The sequence below is a fragment of the Actinomadura rubteroloni genome (assembly GCF_002911665.1).
Taxonomy (GTDB): domain Bacteria; phylum Actinomycetota; class Actinomycetes; order Streptosporangiales; family Streptosporangiaceae; genus Spirillospora; species Spirillospora rubteroloni.
This window is the reverse complement of record NZ_MTBP01000001.1, coordinates 2121635-2138803: the sequence shown is the minus strand read 5'-3', so window position 1 is coordinate 2138803 and position 17169 is coordinate 2121635. Positions and strand designations below refer to the sequence as shown.

Sequence of the window (17169 nt, the reverse complement as noted above, 5' to 3'; positions counted from 1 at the left end):
CGTGGGTGGACGCAGGACGAGGAGGACGCCGCCGTGAACGAGCCCGATACCGACGCCGAGCGCCCGGAGACCGCCGAGTTCGCGGTGCCGTCCGGCGGCGCGCGGCGCGGGCGGCACGCCCGTCCCGCCGGCGAGGAGGCCGCTCCGGCCGAGCCCGAGGACGACGAGACCGCCGACGAGCCCGAGGCCGGGCCACCCGTCGACGAAGAATCCGGCGACGAGCCGGAAGCCGATGCCGAGCCCAAGGCCGAGCCCGGGGACGACGACGCGTCCGACGACGAGGACGCCGCCGAAGAGGCCGCCGCCGCGCCGGCGGCGGCCGACGAATCCGGGGATGACGCGCCGGGCGCGGAGCCGGACGAGCCCGCCGGGCCGTCCGAGGAGGAGCCCCCCGAGCCGTTCGAGCCCGTCGCCGCCGACGACCCCACGGTGACGCGGCCCGAGCCCCTGCCCGAGCCGCCGTCCGACCGGCTGCCCGCGCTTCGGCCCGACCGGCTGCCGGTGCCGCGTTCGGCCGCGCCGACCGTCGAGGAACGGCTTCCGGCGCTGCCCGAGGAACGGCCCACCGCGAGCGCGTCCGGGCAGTGGAGCGCCCCGTGGTCCCCCGCCGCGCCGCCGCCCGAGCCCGTGACCGCGTTCCGGCCCGAGCCGGAGGCCGGACCCCGGCCGGACCCGGGCTACGCGCCGCCGTTCGAGGCCGAGTTCCCGTCGCACCACGAGCCCCAGCACGAGCCCCAGCACGGCCCCCGGTACGAGCAGGAGCCGCAGGAGCCGCCGCGCTGGGTCACCGAGCGCGAGCAGGAACCGCCGCCCATCCCGGCGTACGCCCACGCCTACGACGAGGAGCCGCGCCGCCGCCGCTGGCCGCTCGTCACGCTGCTCGTCGCCGTCCTGCTGATCGCGGGCGTCGTCGCCGGGCAGTTGCTGCGGCCGGTGCCCGAACCGGACCTCGTCCTGGCGCTGCCCGCGTCGCACACGTTCGCCGGGACCAAGCCCGTCCTGCCCTGGCCGGTGAACGGCCAGAGCGCGGTCGCGGTGGACGGCCTCGGCACGATGGGCGCGTCCGGCCCGTCGGCCCCGACGCCGACCGCGAGCGTCGCCAAGGTCATGACCGCGTACGTGTTCCTGCACGAGCACCCGCTGGCGTCCGGCGCGGACGGCCCCGAGTACGCGGTGTCCGCGCAGGGCGTCGCCGACCTGCCGGGCCGCCGCCAGCGCGGCGAGTCCCTGCTCGGCATCACGGCGGGCCAGCACCTCACCGAGCGCAAGGCGCTGGAGGCGCTGCTGCTCATCTCGGCCAACGACGTCGCGCACGAACTGGCCCGGTGGGACGCGGGCACCGAAGTGGACTTCGTCGCGAAGATGAACGCGACGGCGCGGAGCCTCGGCATGACGTCCACGACGTACACCGATCCGAGCGGCTACGACGCCCGCACGGTCAGCACGGCCGCCGACCAGGTGAAGCTGCTGACGGCCGCGATGCGGGTGAAGGCGTTCACCGAGGTCGTCGCGAACCGGATGTTCGTCCCCGGCGACGGCGGCGCCGCGCGGCCCGCCGGGAACCTGCTGCTCGGCCGGTACGGCGTCGTCGGCGGCAAGACCGGCTACACCGACAAGGCGGGCGGGAACTACGTGTTCGCCGCGCGCAAGCGGATCGGGACGGTCACCGTCCTCATCGTCGGCGCGGTCATGGCGCAGCGGTCGCCGAGCGCGGTCGGCGCGATCAACGTCGGCGAGCGGCTGGTCGCGGCGGCCGAGAACGCGCTGACGGCCGAACGCGTCGCGCGGACCGGCGACACCGTGGCGCGCGTCGAGGACGGTCTCGGCGGCTCCACCCCGGTGCGGGCCGTCTCATCGGTGACGGTCGTCGGCTGGCGCGGCCTGACCGTGCCCCTGCACGTCCTCGGAGACCCGCCGCGCTCGGCGGACGCCGGGGAACGGATCGGAACCGTCACCGCCGGCCCGGGCCACTTCGCACTCGCCCCCGCCACCGCACTCGACGGCCCGTCGCTCCAACACCGACTACTACGTCTCCGCTGACCACGCGGCGATCACGCCGCTGACCGCGCCGCCGGTCACGTGGCTCATCGGGCGGCCGGTCGCGTCGCCCCGGCGTCTGGCGGGATCACACCGCGCCGGCGTAGAGCGCGGAGAGGAAGCGGATCAGCAGGGCCTCGCGGGTCGCGGGCGGCAGGGCGTCCAGGACGGCGTTGACCGCCGCCATCCCGCCGTCGCCGGTCGCGGTGAGCAGTTCGGCGAACTGGTGGTCGTCCAGCGCGTCCAGGTCCAGGCCCGCGACGAACTCGGCGAGGCCGTCGGGGACCGCGGCGGGGCCGGCGGCGCGTGCCGCGTCCACCGCCTCGGCGAGCGCGGCGAGCATCGGCCCGACCGCGCTGACGCCGGTCAGCGTGATGTGCAGGTTCGCCGGGACGCCCTGGAACGAGAGCTGCGGCTGGAAGTACCAGCCTAGCGAACGGGCCGCGTCGGCGATCACGAAGACGTCCAGCCCCGGGTCGTCGGACGCGACGGCGACGAGCGGCGCGTCCGGCGTGCCGAGCACCCGCAGCCCCGGGATCCGCGCGACCCCGGCGGCGAGGCGGTCGACGGCGTCCATCGCGTCGGCCGCGAGCCGCCGGTAGCCGTCCGCGCCGACCGCCCGCAGCGTCACCCACGCCGCGCCGAGCGGCCCCGCGCTCCGGCTGCTCTGCGCGGTCGCGTTGACGACCGTGTACCCGGGCCAGCCGGCGGACGCGAAGTACGCGCGGCGGCGCAGCGCCGGGTCGGCGAACAGCACGACCGACGCCCCCTTCGGCGCGTACCCGTACTTGTGCAGGTCGCACGACAGCGACGTCACGCCGGGGACGGACAGGTCGAACGGCGGCACGTCCCGGCCGTTCTCGCGCAGCCACGGCAGCACCCAGCCGCCGACGCACGCGTCCACGTGACAGAGCACCCCCGCGTCGGCCGCGATCCGCGCGAGGTCGGCCACCGGGTCCAGGACGCCCTGCGGGTAGGACGGCGCGGACGCCACGACGAGCACCGTCCGGGGCGTGAGCGCGGCGGCCGTCGCGGCGGGGTCGGCGCGGTAGGTCGCGGGGTCCACCGGGACGGTCACGACCTCCATCCCCAGATAGTGCGCGGCCTTGTGGAACGCCGGGTGCGCGGTGGACGGCGCGACGATCTGCGGCGTCCCGTCCACCGGGGACGCTTCGCGCGCGGCCTTCACCGCGAGCAGGATCGACTCGGTGCCGCCGCTGGTGAAGATCCCCGGCGTGTCCGGGCCGCCGCCGAGCCGGTCGGCGACGGCGCCGACGACGTCCCGCTCCAGCGCGACGATGCTGGGGAACGCCGTCGGGTCCAGGCAGTTGACCTCCAGGAGGTCCAGGTAGGCGCGGGCGGCGGCGTCGTGGATCTCGGGCCGTCCGGTGTCGTAGACGTAGGCGGTGACGCGCCCGCCGCGCACGGGCAGGTCCCCGGCGCGCAGCCGGGCGAGGTCGGCGAGCAGGTCGGCGGCGGGACGGCCGTCGGCCAGGGGTCCGGGCACGGGGGGGCTCCTTCAGCGCAGGCCGAGCATTCGATCGACCAGTCGGTGCACGTGGGCGCGGAACCGGCGGACCTCGGCCGGACGGTCGATGCCGCGCCGTCCCGCCGCGTCGGGCACGCCGCCCCGGCAGAACCCGTGCGTGCACCAGACGATGGTCATGACGGCGTACTCGGCGTCCACGTCGTCCCCGGCCCCGCCGTCCCCCGCGACCGCGCGCACCAGCGCCGCCATGCGGTTCACGAGCGGCAGGGCGTAGCGGCCCTCCAGGTCGGCGATGTCGGCGGCGTCGGACTGCCAGCGGTGCACCCACAGCGCGGGGACCTCCGGGCGCTCGACGCAGAAGTCGATGTAGGCGTCGAGGAGGCGGCGCAGGCCCGGGACGTCCGTCACGCCGTCGTGCGCCGCGAGGACGGCGCGTTCGGCCTGGTGGGCGCGTTCCATGACGGTCAGGTACAGGTCCCGCTTGGAGCCGACGTGGTAGGCGACGGTCGCGACGTTCAGCCCGGCCGTCGCGGCGATGAGCCGGGTGGACGTGCCGTCGTAGCCGAGCGCGGCGAACAGCCGGGTCGCGGTCGCGATGATCCGTTCGCGCGGGTCCGCCGGGCGGACGGGCGGGTCGAGGTCGTCCATGCCTCACCGTAGGCACCGCGCAACCCCCCGGTCAATCGCTTGATGGAACTCACGTTTTGTTATTTCTTTGCGACGGAGAGTGTTCACGGCCCTCGCTCGGGGGAAAGCACGCGGCGACGCACCGAAGCCCCCGGGGAGACGCATGACGCACGACACGACGGTCCGCGCCACCGGCCTCGGGAAGACCTACGACACGTCCGCCGGGCCCGTCCTCACCGGCGTGGACGTCGCGTTCGCCGCCGGGGAGCTGTGCGCGCTGATGGGCCCGCCCGGCGCGGGACGCAGCACGCTGCTCGGCTGCCTCGCCGGATACGTCCCGCCGAGCACCGGGGCCGTCCACCTGACCGGCGGGCGCTCCCCCGTGCTGCTGCGCGGCGTCCGGCGGTCCCGGATCGGGTTCGTCGCGCCGCACGCGCGCCCGTTCCCCCGCGAAACGGTCGCGAGCCATCTGCGCTGGGCGTGCGCGCTCGCCGGGACGCCGCACGACCCGCACCGGGCGGCGCGGGTGGCGTGGCTGCTCGGGCTCGGCGGCGTCCTCGGCACGCCCGTCGCGCGGTTGACCGCCCGCGACCGGCGGCTCGTCCTGTGCGCGGGCGCGCTGCTGCCCGGCCCGCGCCTGGTCACCGTGGACGCGCCCGACGCCGCCGCCCCCGACGCCGCGTTCTTCGAGCGCCTGCGCCGGGCCGCCGCCGGGCTCGGGACGGGCGTCGTCGCGGTCACCGGCGACAGCGCGGCGGCGGCCGTCGCCGACCGGGTCGTGTTCCTGGAGCGCGGACGGATCGCCGGCGCCGTCCGCCACGCGCACGACCGTCCGGCGTTCCCGCCGCTCGCGGGGTAGGGCTCAGTCCTCGTCGGCGTCGGGACGGCGCTCGGCGTCCGGGCTGCTCAGCCAGACCGTCAGCACCATCTCCATCTCCAGCCGCGTCTCCGGGTCGTAGAGCTGGTCGCCGAACAGTTCTTCGAGCTGGTGCAGGCGGTACCGGACGGTCTGCGGGTGCACGTGCAGCCGCGCCGCCACCTCCGTCGCGTTGAACCCGTTCTGCAGGCACGACAGCAGCGTCCGCACGAGCCGTTCCCGGTGCCGGGGCCGGACGCCGCGCAGCGGGGCGAGCCGCAGGTCCGCGACGGCGCGCACCAGTTCCTCGTCCTTGAACACCACGAGCGTCGGCATGTGCTCTGAGCAGCGGATCAGCCGGTCCGACGGCAGCACCCCGCGCCGCGCCAGCGGAAGCGCCTCGCGCGCCCACCGCATCGACTTGGCGGCGTCCTCGGTGCGGACGGTCGGTCCCATCGCGGCGACCCAGTTGCGCAGGGCGTTCTCCAGCAGGCGCCCGCGGCCCGGCCCGTCCGGGTCGGGGACGATCAGGCACGGCTCGCGCCGGTTCACGTCGGCGAGGACGTCCGGCGGCAGCGACGGGTGCGTGAACGGCTCCTGCCCCCGCTCGTACAGCACGACCGCCGCGACCGTCCGCGGCACCCGCCACTGCGCGAGCCGCGCGAGGTCGGCGACGGCCTGCGGCGCGGCGGGCGGCTCGGCGAGCATCATGTCGAGCAGCCGGCGGCGGCGGTGCTCCAGCTCGCCCGCCTCCTGCTCTCGGGCCTTGGTGTAGCCCTCGGTCGCGGCGCGGGCGATCTCGTCGAGGAACGCGAAGATGGCCTCGGCGATGCTGGCGAGCGTCCGGCGCGAGATGTTGTAGCGCTCCGACTCCGACGCGAGCCGCCGCCACGCGACGCGCGCGCCGAGCCGCAGGGACGTCTGGAGCACGTCCAGGCTGCGTCCCTCGCGGGCCTCGGCCCAGCCGATCTCCCGGTACACGGCCGCGACCGGCTCCCACGAGCTGTCGGGGTCCACGATGAGGTCGACGAACTGCCGCAGCGCGCCCTCCACCGCGAGCCGGACGAACCGCGCGTACTCCTCGTCGTGCGGACGCGAGTACTCGGGGACGCCGGCCAGGATCTCCTCGATCATCTCCTCGGCCAGGGCGCCGAGGTGGGGCCGGAACAGCTCCGAGACCTCACCGGGCACGCCCACCCAGGGCTTGAGCTGCGAACGTTCCTCGATCGACGCTGTCACCGTTGGTTCCTCCCGCCCCTCCGGGGTCCGGGGCCTTGCGGGGAACGTACCTTCGGCGCGGCGGCAGGGCTTCAGGTTCACCGACGCATTCGCCGGGTGCCGTTGTCAGTCGGGTGACAACCCCGGGCGTACACCTGACGGGGATCATCACCTGGAGACGGAGCTTGTGACCGTCCTGTGACCCGGCGGTCAGCCCGGGACGGCGGCGAGCGCGCCGCGCAGGACGAGCCGTCCCGACGTGCGCACGAGCGCGGTGACCTCGTCCACCGGACGGCGCAGCGACGTCAGGCTGACCAGCGCCGCGAGCAGCACGTGCCCGAGGACGACCTCGACGTCCTCGCGTCCGGGCACCGGATCGCCGATCGCCGCCGACAGCCGGGCGCGGAGCTGCGCGAACAGCTCGGTGCGGGCCGCGTCCACGCCCGGGTCGCCGGACGTCGCCGCCTGGACGACCGCCGACGCGAGCGTCAGGTTCTCGGCCGCCACCACGACGATGCGCTCCAGCAGGCCGGTCAGCCGCTCCTCGGGCGTCGCGCCGGGGGCCGGGTCGCCGGGGGTGATCTCGCGCGCCCAGACGGCGGCGACCTCGGTGAGAAGATGGTCCTTCGTCGCGAAATAGCGGTACACGGTCGCGCGCGCCACGCCCGCACGGTCGGCGACGTCGTGCATCGTGACGGCCGGGTAGCCGCCCGCGTCGGCCAGCGCGCGGGCCGCCGCGATCAGCCGCTCCCGCCGCGCCTGCTGGTCGCGCGACAGGCTCCGCGTGACGGTGATGTGCGCGGTTCTGTCCGGGTGGGTCATCGGTCTCCTCCGGTGGCGGACCCATTCTCGCGCACGCGACGGGCGCGCGCCCGAGCGCGGTCCGGCGGACGTGTGGTAACGTCGTGGCAGTTGCGGTTCCCATAGACATTTGTGTGCGCCTGCAGGTTCGAACCTCGGGCGCATTTTTTGTTGTTCTGGATCATCCGGATGGGCCATCGCGGCGCTTCCGGTCGCACAAGGTGTGCGGCCGGGACCTAAGTCCGAAGGAGATCAATATGGCCACCGGTACCGTCAAGTGGTTCAACGCCGAAAAGGGCTTCGGCTTCATCGCCCAGGACGACGGCGGCGCTGACGTCTTCGCCCACTACTCCAACATCGCGGCGCAGGGCTTCCGCGAGCTGCAGGAGGGCCAGAAGGTGACGTTCGACGTCACCCAGGGCCAGAAGGGCCTGCAGGCGGAGAACATCGTCCCCGCCTGACCGTTCCGCAGCGCCGCGGCGGGCGTCCGCCCGCCGCGGCGACCCGGTCCGGAAGGACCGACCCCGGTCCGGAAGGACACTGCATGACCCGTTCCACCAGTTCCGCGCGCCGCTCCCGGCGCCCGGCGGCACGGCGGCCGCACGGCGGGGAGTCCCCGCGTCCGGCCACGCCCGGGCCGCCGCCCGTCGCCTCGTTCGCCGAGCTGCCGCTCCCCGCCCCGCTGCTGGCGGCTCTCACCGCCCAGGGCGTCACCGAGCCGTTCCCCATCCAGGGCGCGACGCTGCCGAGCGCGCTCGCCGGCCGCGACGTCCTCGGCCGCGGCCGCACCGGCTCCGGCAAGACCCTCGCCTTCGGACTCGCGCTCCTCGCCCGCCTCACCGGCCGGCGCGCCGAGCCCTGCCGTCCGCTCGCGCTCGTGCTCGTCCCCACCCGCGAACTCGCGCAGCAGGTCGCGACCGCCCTCACCCCCTACGCCGACGCCGTCGGCCTGCGGATGACGGCCGTCGTCGGCGGCCTGCCGATCGCGCGCCAGGCCACCGCGCTGCGGCGCGGCGCCGACGTCCTCGTCGCGACCCCCGGCCGCCTCGCCGACCTGCTCGAACGCGGCGACTGCCACCTCGGCGACATCGCCGTCACGGTCCTGGACGAGGCCGACCAGATGACCGACATGGGCTTCCTCCCGCAGGTCACCCGGCTGCTCGACCGCACACCGCCCGGCGGCCAGCGGATGCTGTTCTCCGCGACCCTCGACGGCGACGTGGACAAGCTCGTCCGCCGGTTCCTCGACGACCCGGTGTCGCACGCCGTCGACGCCGCCGCCGGCGCGGTCACCGCGATGGAGCACCACCTGCTGCGCGTCGACGACACCGACAAGCAGGAGACCGCCGCGCACATCGCCGCCCGCTCCGGGCAGGTGATCATGTTCGTGCGGATGAAGCACGCCGCGAACCGGCTCGTCCGCAAGCTGTCGGCGCGCGGGATCAACGCCGGGGCGCTGCACGGCGGCCGGACGCAGTCCCAGCGCGACCGCACCCTCACGGGGTTCCGGACGGGCGAGCTGACCGTCCTCGTCGCCACCGACGTCGCCGCGCGCGGCATCCACATCGACGACCTCGACCTCGTGGTCAACGTGGACCCGCCCGCCGACCACAAGGACTACCTGCACCGCGCCGGGCGCACGGCCCGCGCCGGACGCGCCGGGACGGTCGTCACGCTCGTCCTGCCCGACCAGCGCGCCGACGTGGACGAACTGCTGGCCGCCGCCAAGATCAGGCCGACGACGACGGCCGTCCGGCCGGGCGACGCCGAACTGACCCGGATCACCGGCGCCCGCACCCCGCCCGGCCCGGCCCCGGCCGCCCGCCCCGCCCGCGACGCCGCCCCGTCCCGCGACAACGCCCCCCGCAAGGGCACGTCGTCCCGCGACACGACGTCCCGCAAGGCCACGTCCCGCGACACCGGATCCCGCGAGACCGCGCCCCGCAAGGCCGCGCCCCGCGAAACCCCCGCGCGCCGCGAGGCCGCCACGTCCCGTGGGGCCGCTTCATCTCGCGAGACAGCGTCCCGCAAGGCCGCAGCGTCCCGCGAGACCACCGCGTCCCGGGATGTTTCCGCGCCCCGAGAGGGCGCCGCCGGCCGCTCCACGCCGGAAGGACGACGGCGGAACGCTCCGCCCGCGTCCCACAGCCGCCGCCCCCGCCGGGCACCGTCACCCCGCAACAGCTAACGCCCACCCGCCGGGCCCCAGCGGCCACCAAGCCACTGCGGCCCGGCGGACGGCAGGCACCCCACCCGCGTCCCGCGGTCACCAACCCCGCCGGACGCCGTAACCCCGCAACACCTAACGCTCACCGGCTGAGGTCCCAGCGACCGCGAGGCCGCTGAGGCCCGACGGGCGGCGGGGCACCCCACCCGCATCCCGCAGTCACCAACCCCGCCGGACACCGCCATCCCGCAACACCTAGCGCCCGCCGGCCACAGTCCCAGCGGCCACCAAGCCGCTGCGGCCAGGCAGGCGGCGGAGCACTCTCCCCGCGTCCCACAGCCGCCGAACGCCACGCAACGGCTAACGCGTGCGGCTGCTGAGGCGCCTACAGCCCGGAGAGCCCCGGCGGCTCGTCTGTGTCGGCGGACGGCGACGCGCCCCCTGCCACATCCCGCGGCCTCCGACCCCGCCGGACGCCCTCACCCCTCACCCGCCCGCCGAGGTCCCAGCGGTCACGACGCCGCTGCGGCCCGTCTGGTGTCGGCAGGTGGCGGCGCGCTCCGGGCGCATCCCAGCGATCGTCGGCTCCGCCGGACGCCGTCACCTCGCAAAAGCTAACGTCCGCCTGCTGAAGCGCCTACAGCCCGGAAAGCTCTGGCGGCTGGTCCGGTGTCGGCGGGCGGTGGCGTGTCTTGGGCGCATTTCGCGGTGGTCGATCCCGCCGGACGCCGTCGGCGCGCAACAGCTTGCGCTCGCGTCTGCCCGGGGCCAACCCCGGGCAAACCCTTCTGTCGCGCGTGGATAGGCCCCCTGGGGCGGGTACGGGCGGTCGGATGCGCCTGAACCGCGACAGAAGGGAAGCATCATGGGTGACGCCAATCTGACCGGCTACAGCGCACTGGCGATCGTGTCGAACTACGGGGTCGAGCAGGACGAGTTGATCGTGCCGGTGCAGCACCTGCGCGACGACGGCGCTGACATCGACGTCGCCGCGCCCGCGGCGGACACGATCCAGACGCTGGTCGGCGACCGGGACCAGGGCAAGACGGTCGAACCGACGCTTGCGCTGGACCAGGTCGAACCGGCCGACTATGACCTGCTGTTCATTCCCGGCGGGACGCTGAACGCGGACACGCTGCGGCGCAACGAAACCGCTATCGGAATCGTGCGGGCCTTCACGTCCACGGGCGCGCCGGTCGCGGCGATCTGCCACGGACCGTGGGCGCTGGTGGAAGCGGGGGCGACGGAGGGCAAGACGCTGACGTCCTATCCCTCGCTGCAGACCGACATCCGCAATGCGGGCGGCACGTGGGTGGATCGACCGGTCGTTACCGACGACGCGGGCTACCCGCTGATCACCTCGCGACGGCCGGACGACCTGGACGACTTCGTCCGTGAGATCGACGCCGTGCTCACCGCCGGGGCGACCGCCTGACCCGGCTCAGGGCCGCCCGTCCTGGTCGAGGATCATCTCGGCCAGCGCGCGGGCGGCGAGCGCGGGGTGCGCCTCGGGGCGCGTGACGCCCTGGGCGAGCACCCCGTCCACGAGCACGACGAGCTGGTTCGCCCCCGTGTCCGGGTCGGGGTGGCCGTGCCGGGTCAGCTCGCCCGCGAACAGCTCGTATAGCCGCCATTTGGCGGTGCGGATCTCCTGGTGTGCGGGGTGGCCGGGGTCGGCGAGGGCCAGTTCGGCGGCCGTGAAGCGGCACCCGTGGAAGTCGGGACTGGTCGTGACGCGGTCCAGCTCGTCGAAGACCGCGAGGACGCGGGCGCGCGGCTCCTCGCCCGCCGCGTCCATGGTGGCGCGGTAGCGGGCGACGGGGTCGGTGCTGCGGAGCACCTCGACGATCAGGCCGTCCTTGCCGCCGAAGTGCTGGTAGAGGGACCTTCGGGCGACGTCGGCCTGCTTGAGGATCGCGTCCACGCCGACGTGGACGCCCTGGGTGTAGGTGAGGTCGCGGGCGGCCTGGAGGAGGCGGTCGCGGGGTCCGGGGCGCGTGGTCACGATGACGATTCTAGGCACCGGCTTGACAGTAGATCAACCGGTCTATCTATGATCAGTCGCGTATACCGACCGTTCTATCCCCCCCTGGAGTGCCGATGGCCCGTACGGGCACGCTCCCCACCGTCCTGACCGGTGTGTTCGTCACCGTTCTCGACTTCTTCATCGTCAATGTCGCCCTGCCGTCCCTACAGCACGACCTGGGCGCGGGCGCCTCGGCCGTCGAATGGGTCGTCGCCGGGTACGGGCTCGTGTACGGGTCCGGGCTCGTCCTCGGCGGACGGCTCGGGGACGTCCTCGGCCGCCGTCGCACCTTCGCGCTCGGCCTCGCCCTGTTCACCGTCACGTCCGCTCTCTGCGGGCTCGCGCCGGACGCAGGGACGCTCATCGCCGCCCGCGTCGCCCAGGGCGCCGCCGCAGCGCTGCTCACCCCGCAGGTCCTTGCGATCCTGCGCACGGCCTACAGCGGGCGGGCACAGGCCCGCGTGATCAACGCCTACGCGCTCACCGTCGGGCTCGCCGCCGTGTTCGGCCAGCTCATCGGAGGACTGCTCATCGACGCCGACCTGTTCGGGCTCGGCTGGCGCGCCTGCTTCCTGATCAACGTTCCGATCGGGCTGGTGACGCTCGCGGCGACGTTCCGGGTCGTCCCGGAAAGCCGCGCCGTCCTCCCCGGCCAACCGACTCCGGCCGTTCCTTCCGACCGACTGACCCCGGCCGTCTCCTCTGACCGACCGACCCCGGCCGGTCTCCCGGGCCGACCGGCTCCGACTGGCCTACCCGGCAAACCGGCCCGGAGCGGCCTCCCCGGCCAAACGGCCCCGACTGGTCTCCCCGACCAGCCGACCCGGGCCGGCCTTCCCGGCCGACCGACCCGAAGCGGCTTTCCGGGCCTTACGGGCGTTCGGACCCGGCTGGACCCGGGCGGGGCCGTGCTCGTGACGCTCGCGCTCGCCGCCGTCCTGTTGCCGCTGATCGAGGGACGCGAGCAAGGCTGGCCGCTGTGGACGTGGCTGTCCCCGCTCGCCGCGCTCGTCCTGTTCGCCGTCTACGCGCGGCGCCGCCACCCCGCGCCGTTGATCGACCCGGCGTTGTTCCGCGAGCGTCCGTTCACGGTCGGGCTGCTGACCATGGTGGCGTTCTCGATGAGCATGTCTGCGTACTTCCTCGTGTTCGCCTTGTACGTCCAGCAGGGGCGCGGGCTGGACGCCCTTCACGCCGGACTCGTCTTCGCACCGATCGGCGCCGGTTATCTGGGCGCCTCGCTGCTCGCGCCCCGGCTGTCCGCGCGGTTCGGCCGGCAGACGATCGCGCTCGGCGGCCTGGTGCGCGCGGGCGGGCTCGCGGGCCTGCTCGTCCTGGCCGGAGTAGATGCACCGATCGGTGCACTGGTCCCCGCGCTCGTCGTGGACGGGATCGGGATGGGCCTGGCGTTCGCGCCGATCACCGCCGTCGTCCTGGCCCGCGTCGCGCCGCACCACGCCGGGTCCGCGGCAGGGGCGCTCGCCACCGCGCAGCAGGTCGGCGGCGCGCTCGGTGTCGGGATCATCGGCGTCATCTACTTCGGCGCCGTCTCCGGCGGGGTCGCGCACGCGTTCCAGGAAGGACTGGTCTACCTCATCGCGGGGTCGCTGGCGATCACGGCGCTGGTGCAGTTCCTGCCGCGCGCGTCCGCCGCTCCCGCCGTCCCGGCGCCCGCGCGGCCCGCCGCTCACCATGCGTGAACGACGGTGTGCGTTTTTCGTGCCACGGTCCTAACCGGGGTGCAATCGCCCCGACAACCCCCGGCGGTGTGCTCGGAGCCCCCACACCGGAAGGTGGCGACATGAGCATCTACGAGTCCATCGGCGGCGAAGACGCCCTCGTCGCGGTCGTGGACGACCTCTACGTGCGGATCCTCGCCGACCCGGAGCTGGCGGGCTTCTTCGCCGGGACGAGCCTGCCCCGGCTCAAGGGCCGTCAGGTGGAGTTCTTCGGGCAGGCGCTCGGCGGGCCGATGGTGTACGGCGGCGGGTCGATGAAGGACGTCCACCTCGGCCGGGGCATCGAACGGCGGCACTTCGACCTGGTCGCCGGGCATCTCGTCGCGGCGCTCGGCGCGGCGGGCGTCCCGGACGACACCATCGCCGAGATCGCGTCGGTCGTGCTCCCGCTGGCCGACGACATCGTGGCGGACGGCGCGGCCGTCGAGTAGTCACCTTGGACGGATTGCGCCGGAGTCGTCCGTGATGTTCACCCACGTTCGGTGGACCCCGTACGACTCCCGGCGTACTTCCGAAGCCGACTTCCGAGCGATGCCGGTCGCCGCCCGCGTCGCCTAGCGTGCTGGGCGTGACCTCCTCGTCCGCGCTGCGCCGCGTTCCGCCGCCGTCGGAATGGCCCGTCTGGGTCGTCCCGGCGGTGCTCCTCGCCGTCCAGATCGCCGGGTCGTTCGGCGCGCAGCATCCGGACGGCCGGTGGAGCGGTCATGAGGACCGGCTGCCCCCCGCGATGCAACTCGACGCGCTCGGCGTGGCGCTGCTGGCGGCGGGCCCGCTGGCGCTGCTGCTGCGCCGCCGGGCGCCGGTGGCGGTGCTCGCGGCGACCGGCGCGGTCACCGCGTTCTACCTGCTCCGCGCCTACACCTACGGCCCGGTGATCCTGTCGCCGCTGGTGGCGATGGTCGCGGCGGTGACGGCGGGCCGCCGGCTCGTCGCGTGGACCGGGACGGCCGCGACGATCACCGGCTACCTCGTCCTGACCACGCTCATCGGCGTCCCGGGCGCCGAACGCGGCCGGACCGGCGCGTTCTTCCCGGTCGACCGGCCCGGCCTGGACGGCGTGGCGGGCTCGCTCGGCTGGGCGCTGGTCGCGCTCGTGACCGGCGAGCTGCTGCGGGCGACGTCCCTGCGCGCCGCCGCCGCCGCGCGGACCCGCGCCGAGGAGGACCGGCGGCGCGCGAGCGAGGAACGGCTGCGCATGGCGCGCGAACTGCACGACGTCCTCGCGCACAACATCTCCATGATCAACGTGCGGGCGGGCGTGGCGCTGCACCTGCTGGACGAGAATCCGGACGAGGCCCGCAGCGCCTTGGCCGCCATCAAGGAGGCGAGCAAGGAGGCGCTGACCGAGATGCGGTCGGTGATCGGCGCGCTGCGCGCCGAGGGCGAGCGCGCCCCCCGCTCCCCCACCGCCGGCCTGGCCCAACTGGACGACCTGGTCGACCGCGCCCGGGCGGCGGGGCTGGACGTCCTGCTCACGGTCACCGGCGACCGCCGCTCCCTTCCGGCGGGCGCCGATCTGGCGGCGTTCCGGATCGTCCAGGAGTCACTGACGAACATCACCCGCCACGCGGGCCCGCCCCCAGTGACCGCCGACATCACCCTCGCCTACACGCCGGACACGCTGACCCTGACGATCACCAACACGTCCGCGCCTTCCCGAGCGCCCGTCCAGCCCGGCACCGACCCGCCGCGCAGCACGACGAGCGGCGTGCACGGCGGCGCGGCCAGCGGCGGGGAGGGCGATGCCGAGAGCGGGGTGGCGGCGGGAAGCGGGCTGCGTGGAATGCGCGAACGCGTCACCGCCCTCAATGGGACGTTCACGGCAGGTCCAGAACCCGGAGGAGGCTTCACCGTCCATGCGGAGATTCCCTGCTGACCCGGGTCGCGACGAGCCGCACCGGGTGCCTTTCGTCGCTGTCGGGGACCGCCCAGCAACGCGGAAAACTCCATAGAACGGACCACCGATAGTTCATAGGATGAGCCGAACCGTCCGGTTACAGGTCATCTGGTCGGCTCCGGGGCTCACGTCCCGGAGCGTGAATGGTGGGTACAGTTTGATGGGCGCAACGAATCTGACAGAGGCTTCCATCGAGGACGCGGGCAATATCCTGGTCGCGCCTTCGACGTCGCACGACGATGATTCGGTGCGCGAGTTCTTCGGGTCCACCATCACGCCGGAAGACCTCGCTTCCGGTTCGGTCGACGTCGCCCAGAAGACCGTCTATCTGTGCGGAGACGTGTCCGGGATCAGCGATGAGCGACTGCGCACGGCGGCCCGGGTGTTCGTCGTCCGGGGGCTGGCGCACGGTTACCGTGAGGACGCCGCCAATCCGTGGACGGTCATCGACCGCGGCCGGGTTCCGCTCCGCGTGCACGGCGTCGGCGTGTTCTACCGCCGTTTCTTCGATCTCGGCGCCGATCACTTCGGACGGATCCGCTCGGAGCACGCGTTCCAGTCCCTGACGGAGGGGACCAAGCCCGGAACGGCCCATCGCAGCGGAATCTATCTGACGCCCGTCACGCAGAACGGCGACGACCTGAATTTCCGCCTGCTCCGGTGCTCCACGAATCTGTCGGGGCCGACCGAGAGCTTCCGTCCAACCGACACGGACATCGTCGACGCCCTGAACCGAGAGGCCGCCGCCGTCTTCCGGGACCAGGCGCCGCTCAACCACGTCCTCGCGCAGATCTACCACAACACCCAGGCCACGGCCGAGCGCAAGCAGGCCAAGGCCAAGATCTCGTCGCATGCGGACAAGACCAAGGACATGCCCGTCAACGGCATCATGGCCTTCTGCACCTTCTATGACGGGCTCGACAAGCTGCAGCCCATGGCCGGCGACGCCTTCGACTACGGCGTGAAGCGCGCCAGCGGGCTGACCCAGCTCCGCTTCCGCCGCAAGAAATCGGCTGCAGAGAACTACGAGAGCACGCTCCCGGAACAGTTCACCCTGACGCTTTATCCCGGGTCCGTGTTCTTCATGCCGCTGTCCACCAACCGCCTGTACACGCACGAGATCCGGCCCTCGACGCTGGGCGCCGAGTTGATTCCAACGCGGCTGGGCTACGTGGTGCGCTGTTCGAGCACCGAAGCCGTCCACAAGAACGGTCAGACGTTTCTCAAGGCGGACGGGGACCTGGTGGAGCTGGAGCCGCCCACCGAAGAGGGCATGGACGAGCTGCGCAGGCTGTACGCCGAGGAGAACAAGAGCACGGACTTCATCGACTACGGCGGCAAGTTCCTGTTCAGCATGAACGCGGGAGACTATGTCGCCCCCCGCATCTAGGATCTCGGACGAGGTCGTCTCCTACGACCTGCCGACCGAGGAGAACTTGTTCACGGAGCTGTCCGCGTCGGTCCGCTGGGAGGACGTCGGAAAAGGCCGGCGCGGCGCCGTGCTCACCAGGACCGACGCGGATGGTGTGCCGCTCGTGCGCACCACGACCCGGTACAACGCCCCGGCGCAGCGCTTCCGAGAGGTCCACGAACGGCTGGCGCAACAGATCCAGGAGCATGCGGCGCTTCCCGTCGGCTTGAACAACGCGCTCATCGAGAACTACACGAACGCCTACAGGAAGATGGGCGGCCATTCCGACCAGTCTCTCGACCTGGCCGAAGGCTCGTTCATCGCCGTCTTCACGTGCTACCGGCATCCCGAGGCGGGCCCGCCGAGGAAGCTGATCTTCGAGCCGAAGGAGTCCGACGGCGAGACGTTCGAGGTCTCCCTCGCCCACAACAGCGTCGTCGTGTTCTCTGTCGACACGAACCGGCGGCTCAAGCACAAGATCGTTCTGGACGCGCCGGTCCAGGCGGCGGAGAACGAATGGCTGGGCGTCACGTTCCGGACGTCGAAGACCCTCGTCCACTTCCGTGACGGGCACCCTCATCTCCCCGAGGGCGTGCGTCTCACGCTGGCCGACGATGAGCAGCAGCACGAGTTCTACCGACTGCGGCGCCGCGAGAACAACGAGACGGACTTCGTCTACCCCCCGCTGACCTGCACCATCAGCGCGAGCGACCTGATGCCGCCCGTTTAGGGCACAGCGTGTTCGGTTCGTCGACGGCGGCAGAGCAGGGCGGGGGCTGCCGGTGGGCAGAGCTGCGGCCAGCGGGTGCGATGGGTGCCAGAGTCTTCTCAAGATTGATGGCTACGGTCCTGTCTCGCACCGATAGGGGCAGATCAGGAGGGCCGGGAAGGGGATCGCGGC

15 protein-coding genes are annotated in these 17169 nt (G+C 73.5%); 10 read left to right on the top strand and 5 right to left on the bottom strand.

All coding sequences use genetic code 11. The annotated features are described in order from the left end of the window. The first annotated feature begins 33 nt into the window (after positions 1-33). Positions 34-2040: a hypothetical protein gene (locus BTM25_RS30320; RefSeq protein WP_235828314.1), complete on the top strand. Its 2007-nt coding sequence runs from the start codon at positions 34-36 to the stop codon at positions 2038-2040. Between the two features lie 85 nt (positions 2041-2125). Here the strand turns inward: BTM25_RS30320 and BTM25_RS09440 are convergent, their stop codons facing one another. Next, positions 2126-3544, bottom strand: a complete 1419-nt coding sequence (locus tag BTM25_RS09440; RefSeq protein WP_103562297.1) for a pyridoxal phosphate-dependent decarboxylase family protein — start codon at positions 3542-3544, stop codon at positions 2126-2128. Between the two features lie 12 nt (positions 3545-3556). Then, complete coding sequence (locus BTM25_RS09435; RefSeq protein WP_103562296.1) at positions 3557-4174, bottom strand: TetR/AcrR family transcriptional regulator; 618 nt, start codon at positions 4172-4174, stop codon at positions 3557-3559. A 142-nt stretch (positions 4175-4316) separates the two neighbouring features. On the opposite strand from BTM25_RS09435, the gene BTM25_RS09430 reads away from it, so the two are divergent. Continuing rightward, complete coding sequence (locus BTM25_RS09430) at positions 4317-5012, top strand: ABC transporter ATP-binding protein (RefSeq protein WP_103562295.1); 696 nt, start codon at positions 4317-4319, stop codon at positions 5010-5012. Between the two features lie 3 nt (positions 5013-5015). On the opposite strand, the gene BTM25_RS09425 is transcribed toward BTM25_RS09430, so the two are convergent. Together BTM25_RS09425 and BTM25_RS09420 are read right to left on the bottom strand one after the other, a co-directional pair. Beyond that, positions 5016-6248, bottom strand: a complete 1233-nt coding sequence (locus tag BTM25_RS09425) for a PucR family transcriptional regulator (protein ID WP_103562294.1) — start codon at positions 6246-6248, stop codon at positions 5016-5018. Between the two features lie 189 nt (positions 6249-6437). Next, positions 6438-7049, bottom strand: a complete 612-nt coding sequence (locus tag BTM25_RS09420; RefSeq protein WP_103562293.1) for a TetR/AcrR family transcriptional regulator — start codon at positions 7047-7049, stop codon at positions 6438-6440. A 236-nt stretch (positions 7050-7285) separates the two neighbouring features. Between BTM25_RS09420 and BTM25_RS09415 the strand changes: the two genes are divergently transcribed. The 3 genes from BTM25_RS09415 to BTM25_RS09405 all read left to right on the top strand — a co-directional run bounded on the left by BTM25_RS09415 (position 7286) and on the right by BTM25_RS09405 (position 10630). After that, positions 7286-7489 (top strand): cold-shock protein, encoded by a 204-nt coding sequence (locus BTM25_RS09415; protein ID WP_103562292.1) that lies wholly within the window; start codon positions 7286-7288, stop codon positions 7487-7489. 83 nt (positions 7490-7572) lie between these two features. After that, entirely contained in the window at positions 7573-9216 is a 1644-nt protein-coding gene (locus BTM25_RS09410; RefSeq protein ID WP_103562291.1) for a DEAD/DEAH box helicase, read from the top strand. 844 nt (positions 9217-10060) lie between these two features. Beyond that, positions 10061-10630 carry a type 1 glutamine amidotransferase domain-containing protein gene (locus BTM25_RS09405; RefSeq protein ID WP_103562290.1) on the top strand — a complete coding sequence of 190 codons (570 nt, stop codon included), beginning with the start codon at positions 10061-10063 and terminating at the stop codon, positions 10628-10630. Positions 10631-10636: 6 nt separating this feature from the next. Here BTM25_RS09405 and BTM25_RS09400 read toward each other — a convergent pair whose 3' ends face one another. Then, positions 10637-11200: a TetR/AcrR family transcriptional regulator gene (locus tag BTM25_RS09400; protein ID WP_103562289.1), complete on the bottom strand. Its 564-nt coding sequence runs from the start codon at positions 11198-11200 to the stop codon at positions 10637-10639. Between the two features lie 95 nt (positions 11201-11295). On the opposite strand from BTM25_RS09400, the gene BTM25_RS09395 reads away from it, so the two are divergent. From BTM25_RS09395 to BTM25_RS09375, 5 genes are all read left to right on the top strand, one after another. Next, positions 11296-12921 (top strand): MFS transporter, encoded by a 1626-nt coding sequence (locus BTM25_RS09395; protein ID WP_103562288.1) that lies wholly within the window; start codon positions 11296-11298, stop codon positions 12919-12921. A gap of 101 nt (positions 12922-13022) precedes the next feature. After that, positions 13023-13391 carry a group I truncated hemoglobin gene (locus tag BTM25_RS09390; protein WP_103562287.1) on the top strand — a complete coding sequence of 123 codons (369 nt, stop codon included), beginning with the start codon at positions 13023-13025 and terminating at the stop codon, positions 13389-13391. A gap of 137 nt (positions 13392-13528) precedes the next feature. Beyond that, positions 13529-14836, top strand: coding sequence for a sensor histidine kinase (locus tag BTM25_RS09385; RefSeq protein ID WP_146059011.1), 1308 nt, complete (start codon positions 13529-13531; stop codon positions 14834-14836). A 100-nt stretch (positions 14837-14936) separates the two neighbouring features. Next, a complete protein-coding gene (locus tag BTM25_RS09380) occupies positions 14937-16247 on the top strand; it encodes a hypothetical protein (protein WP_235828313.1) in 1311 nt (436 codons plus the stop codon). Beyond that, on the top strand, positions 16228-16998 hold the full coding sequence (locus tag BTM25_RS09375; RefSeq protein ID WP_103562284.1) for an alpha-ketoglutarate-dependent dioxygenase AlkB: 771 nt from the start codon (positions 16228-16230) through the stop codon (positions 16996-16998). The genes BTM25_RS09380 and BTM25_RS09375 overlap by 20 nt, the downstream gene beginning before the upstream one ends. The last annotated feature ends 171 nt before the right edge of the window (positions 16999-17169 follow it).

Bases quoted from the DNA above. Each gene is read 5' to 3' on its own strand.
- BTM25_RS09435 (WP_103562296.1), bottom strand. From the start codon at position 4,174: ATGGACGACCTCGACCCGCCCGTCCGCCCGGCGGACCCGCGCGAACGG.
- BTM25_RS09430 (WP_103562295.1), top strand. From the start codon at position 4,317: ATGACGCACGACACGACGGTCCGCGCCACCGGCCTCGGGAAGACCTAC.
- BTM25_RS09420 (WP_103562293.1), bottom strand. From the start codon at position 7,049: ATGACCCACCCGGACAGAACCGCGCACATCACCGTCACGCGGAGCCTG.
- BTM25_RS09415 (WP_103562292.1), top strand. From the start codon at position 7,286: ATGGCCACCGGTACCGTCAAGTGGTTCAACGCCGAAAAGGGCTTCGGC.
- BTM25_RS09410 (WP_103562291.1), top strand. From the start codon at position 7,573: ATGACCCGTTCCACCAGTTCCGCGCGCCGCTCCCGGCGCCCGGCGGCA.
- BTM25_RS09405 (WP_103562290.1), top strand. From the start codon at position 10,061: ATGGGTGACGCCAATCTGACCGGCTACAGCGCACTGGCGATCGTGTCG.
- BTM25_RS09395 (WP_103562288.1), top strand. From the start codon at position 11,296: ATGGCCCGTACGGGCACGCTCCCCACCGTCCTGACCGGTGTGTTCGTC.
- BTM25_RS09390 (WP_103562287.1), top strand. From the start codon at position 13,023: ATGAGCATCTACGAGTCCATCGGCGGCGAAGACGCCCTCGTCGCGGTC.
- BTM25_RS09380 (WP_235828313.1), top strand. From the start codon at position 14,937: ATGAGCCGAACCGTCCGGTTACAGGTCATCTGGTCGGCTCCGGGGCTC.
- BTM25_RS09375 (WP_103562284.1), top strand. From the start codon at position 16,228: ATGTCGCCCCCCGCATCTAGGATCTCGGACGAGGTCGTCTCCTACGAC.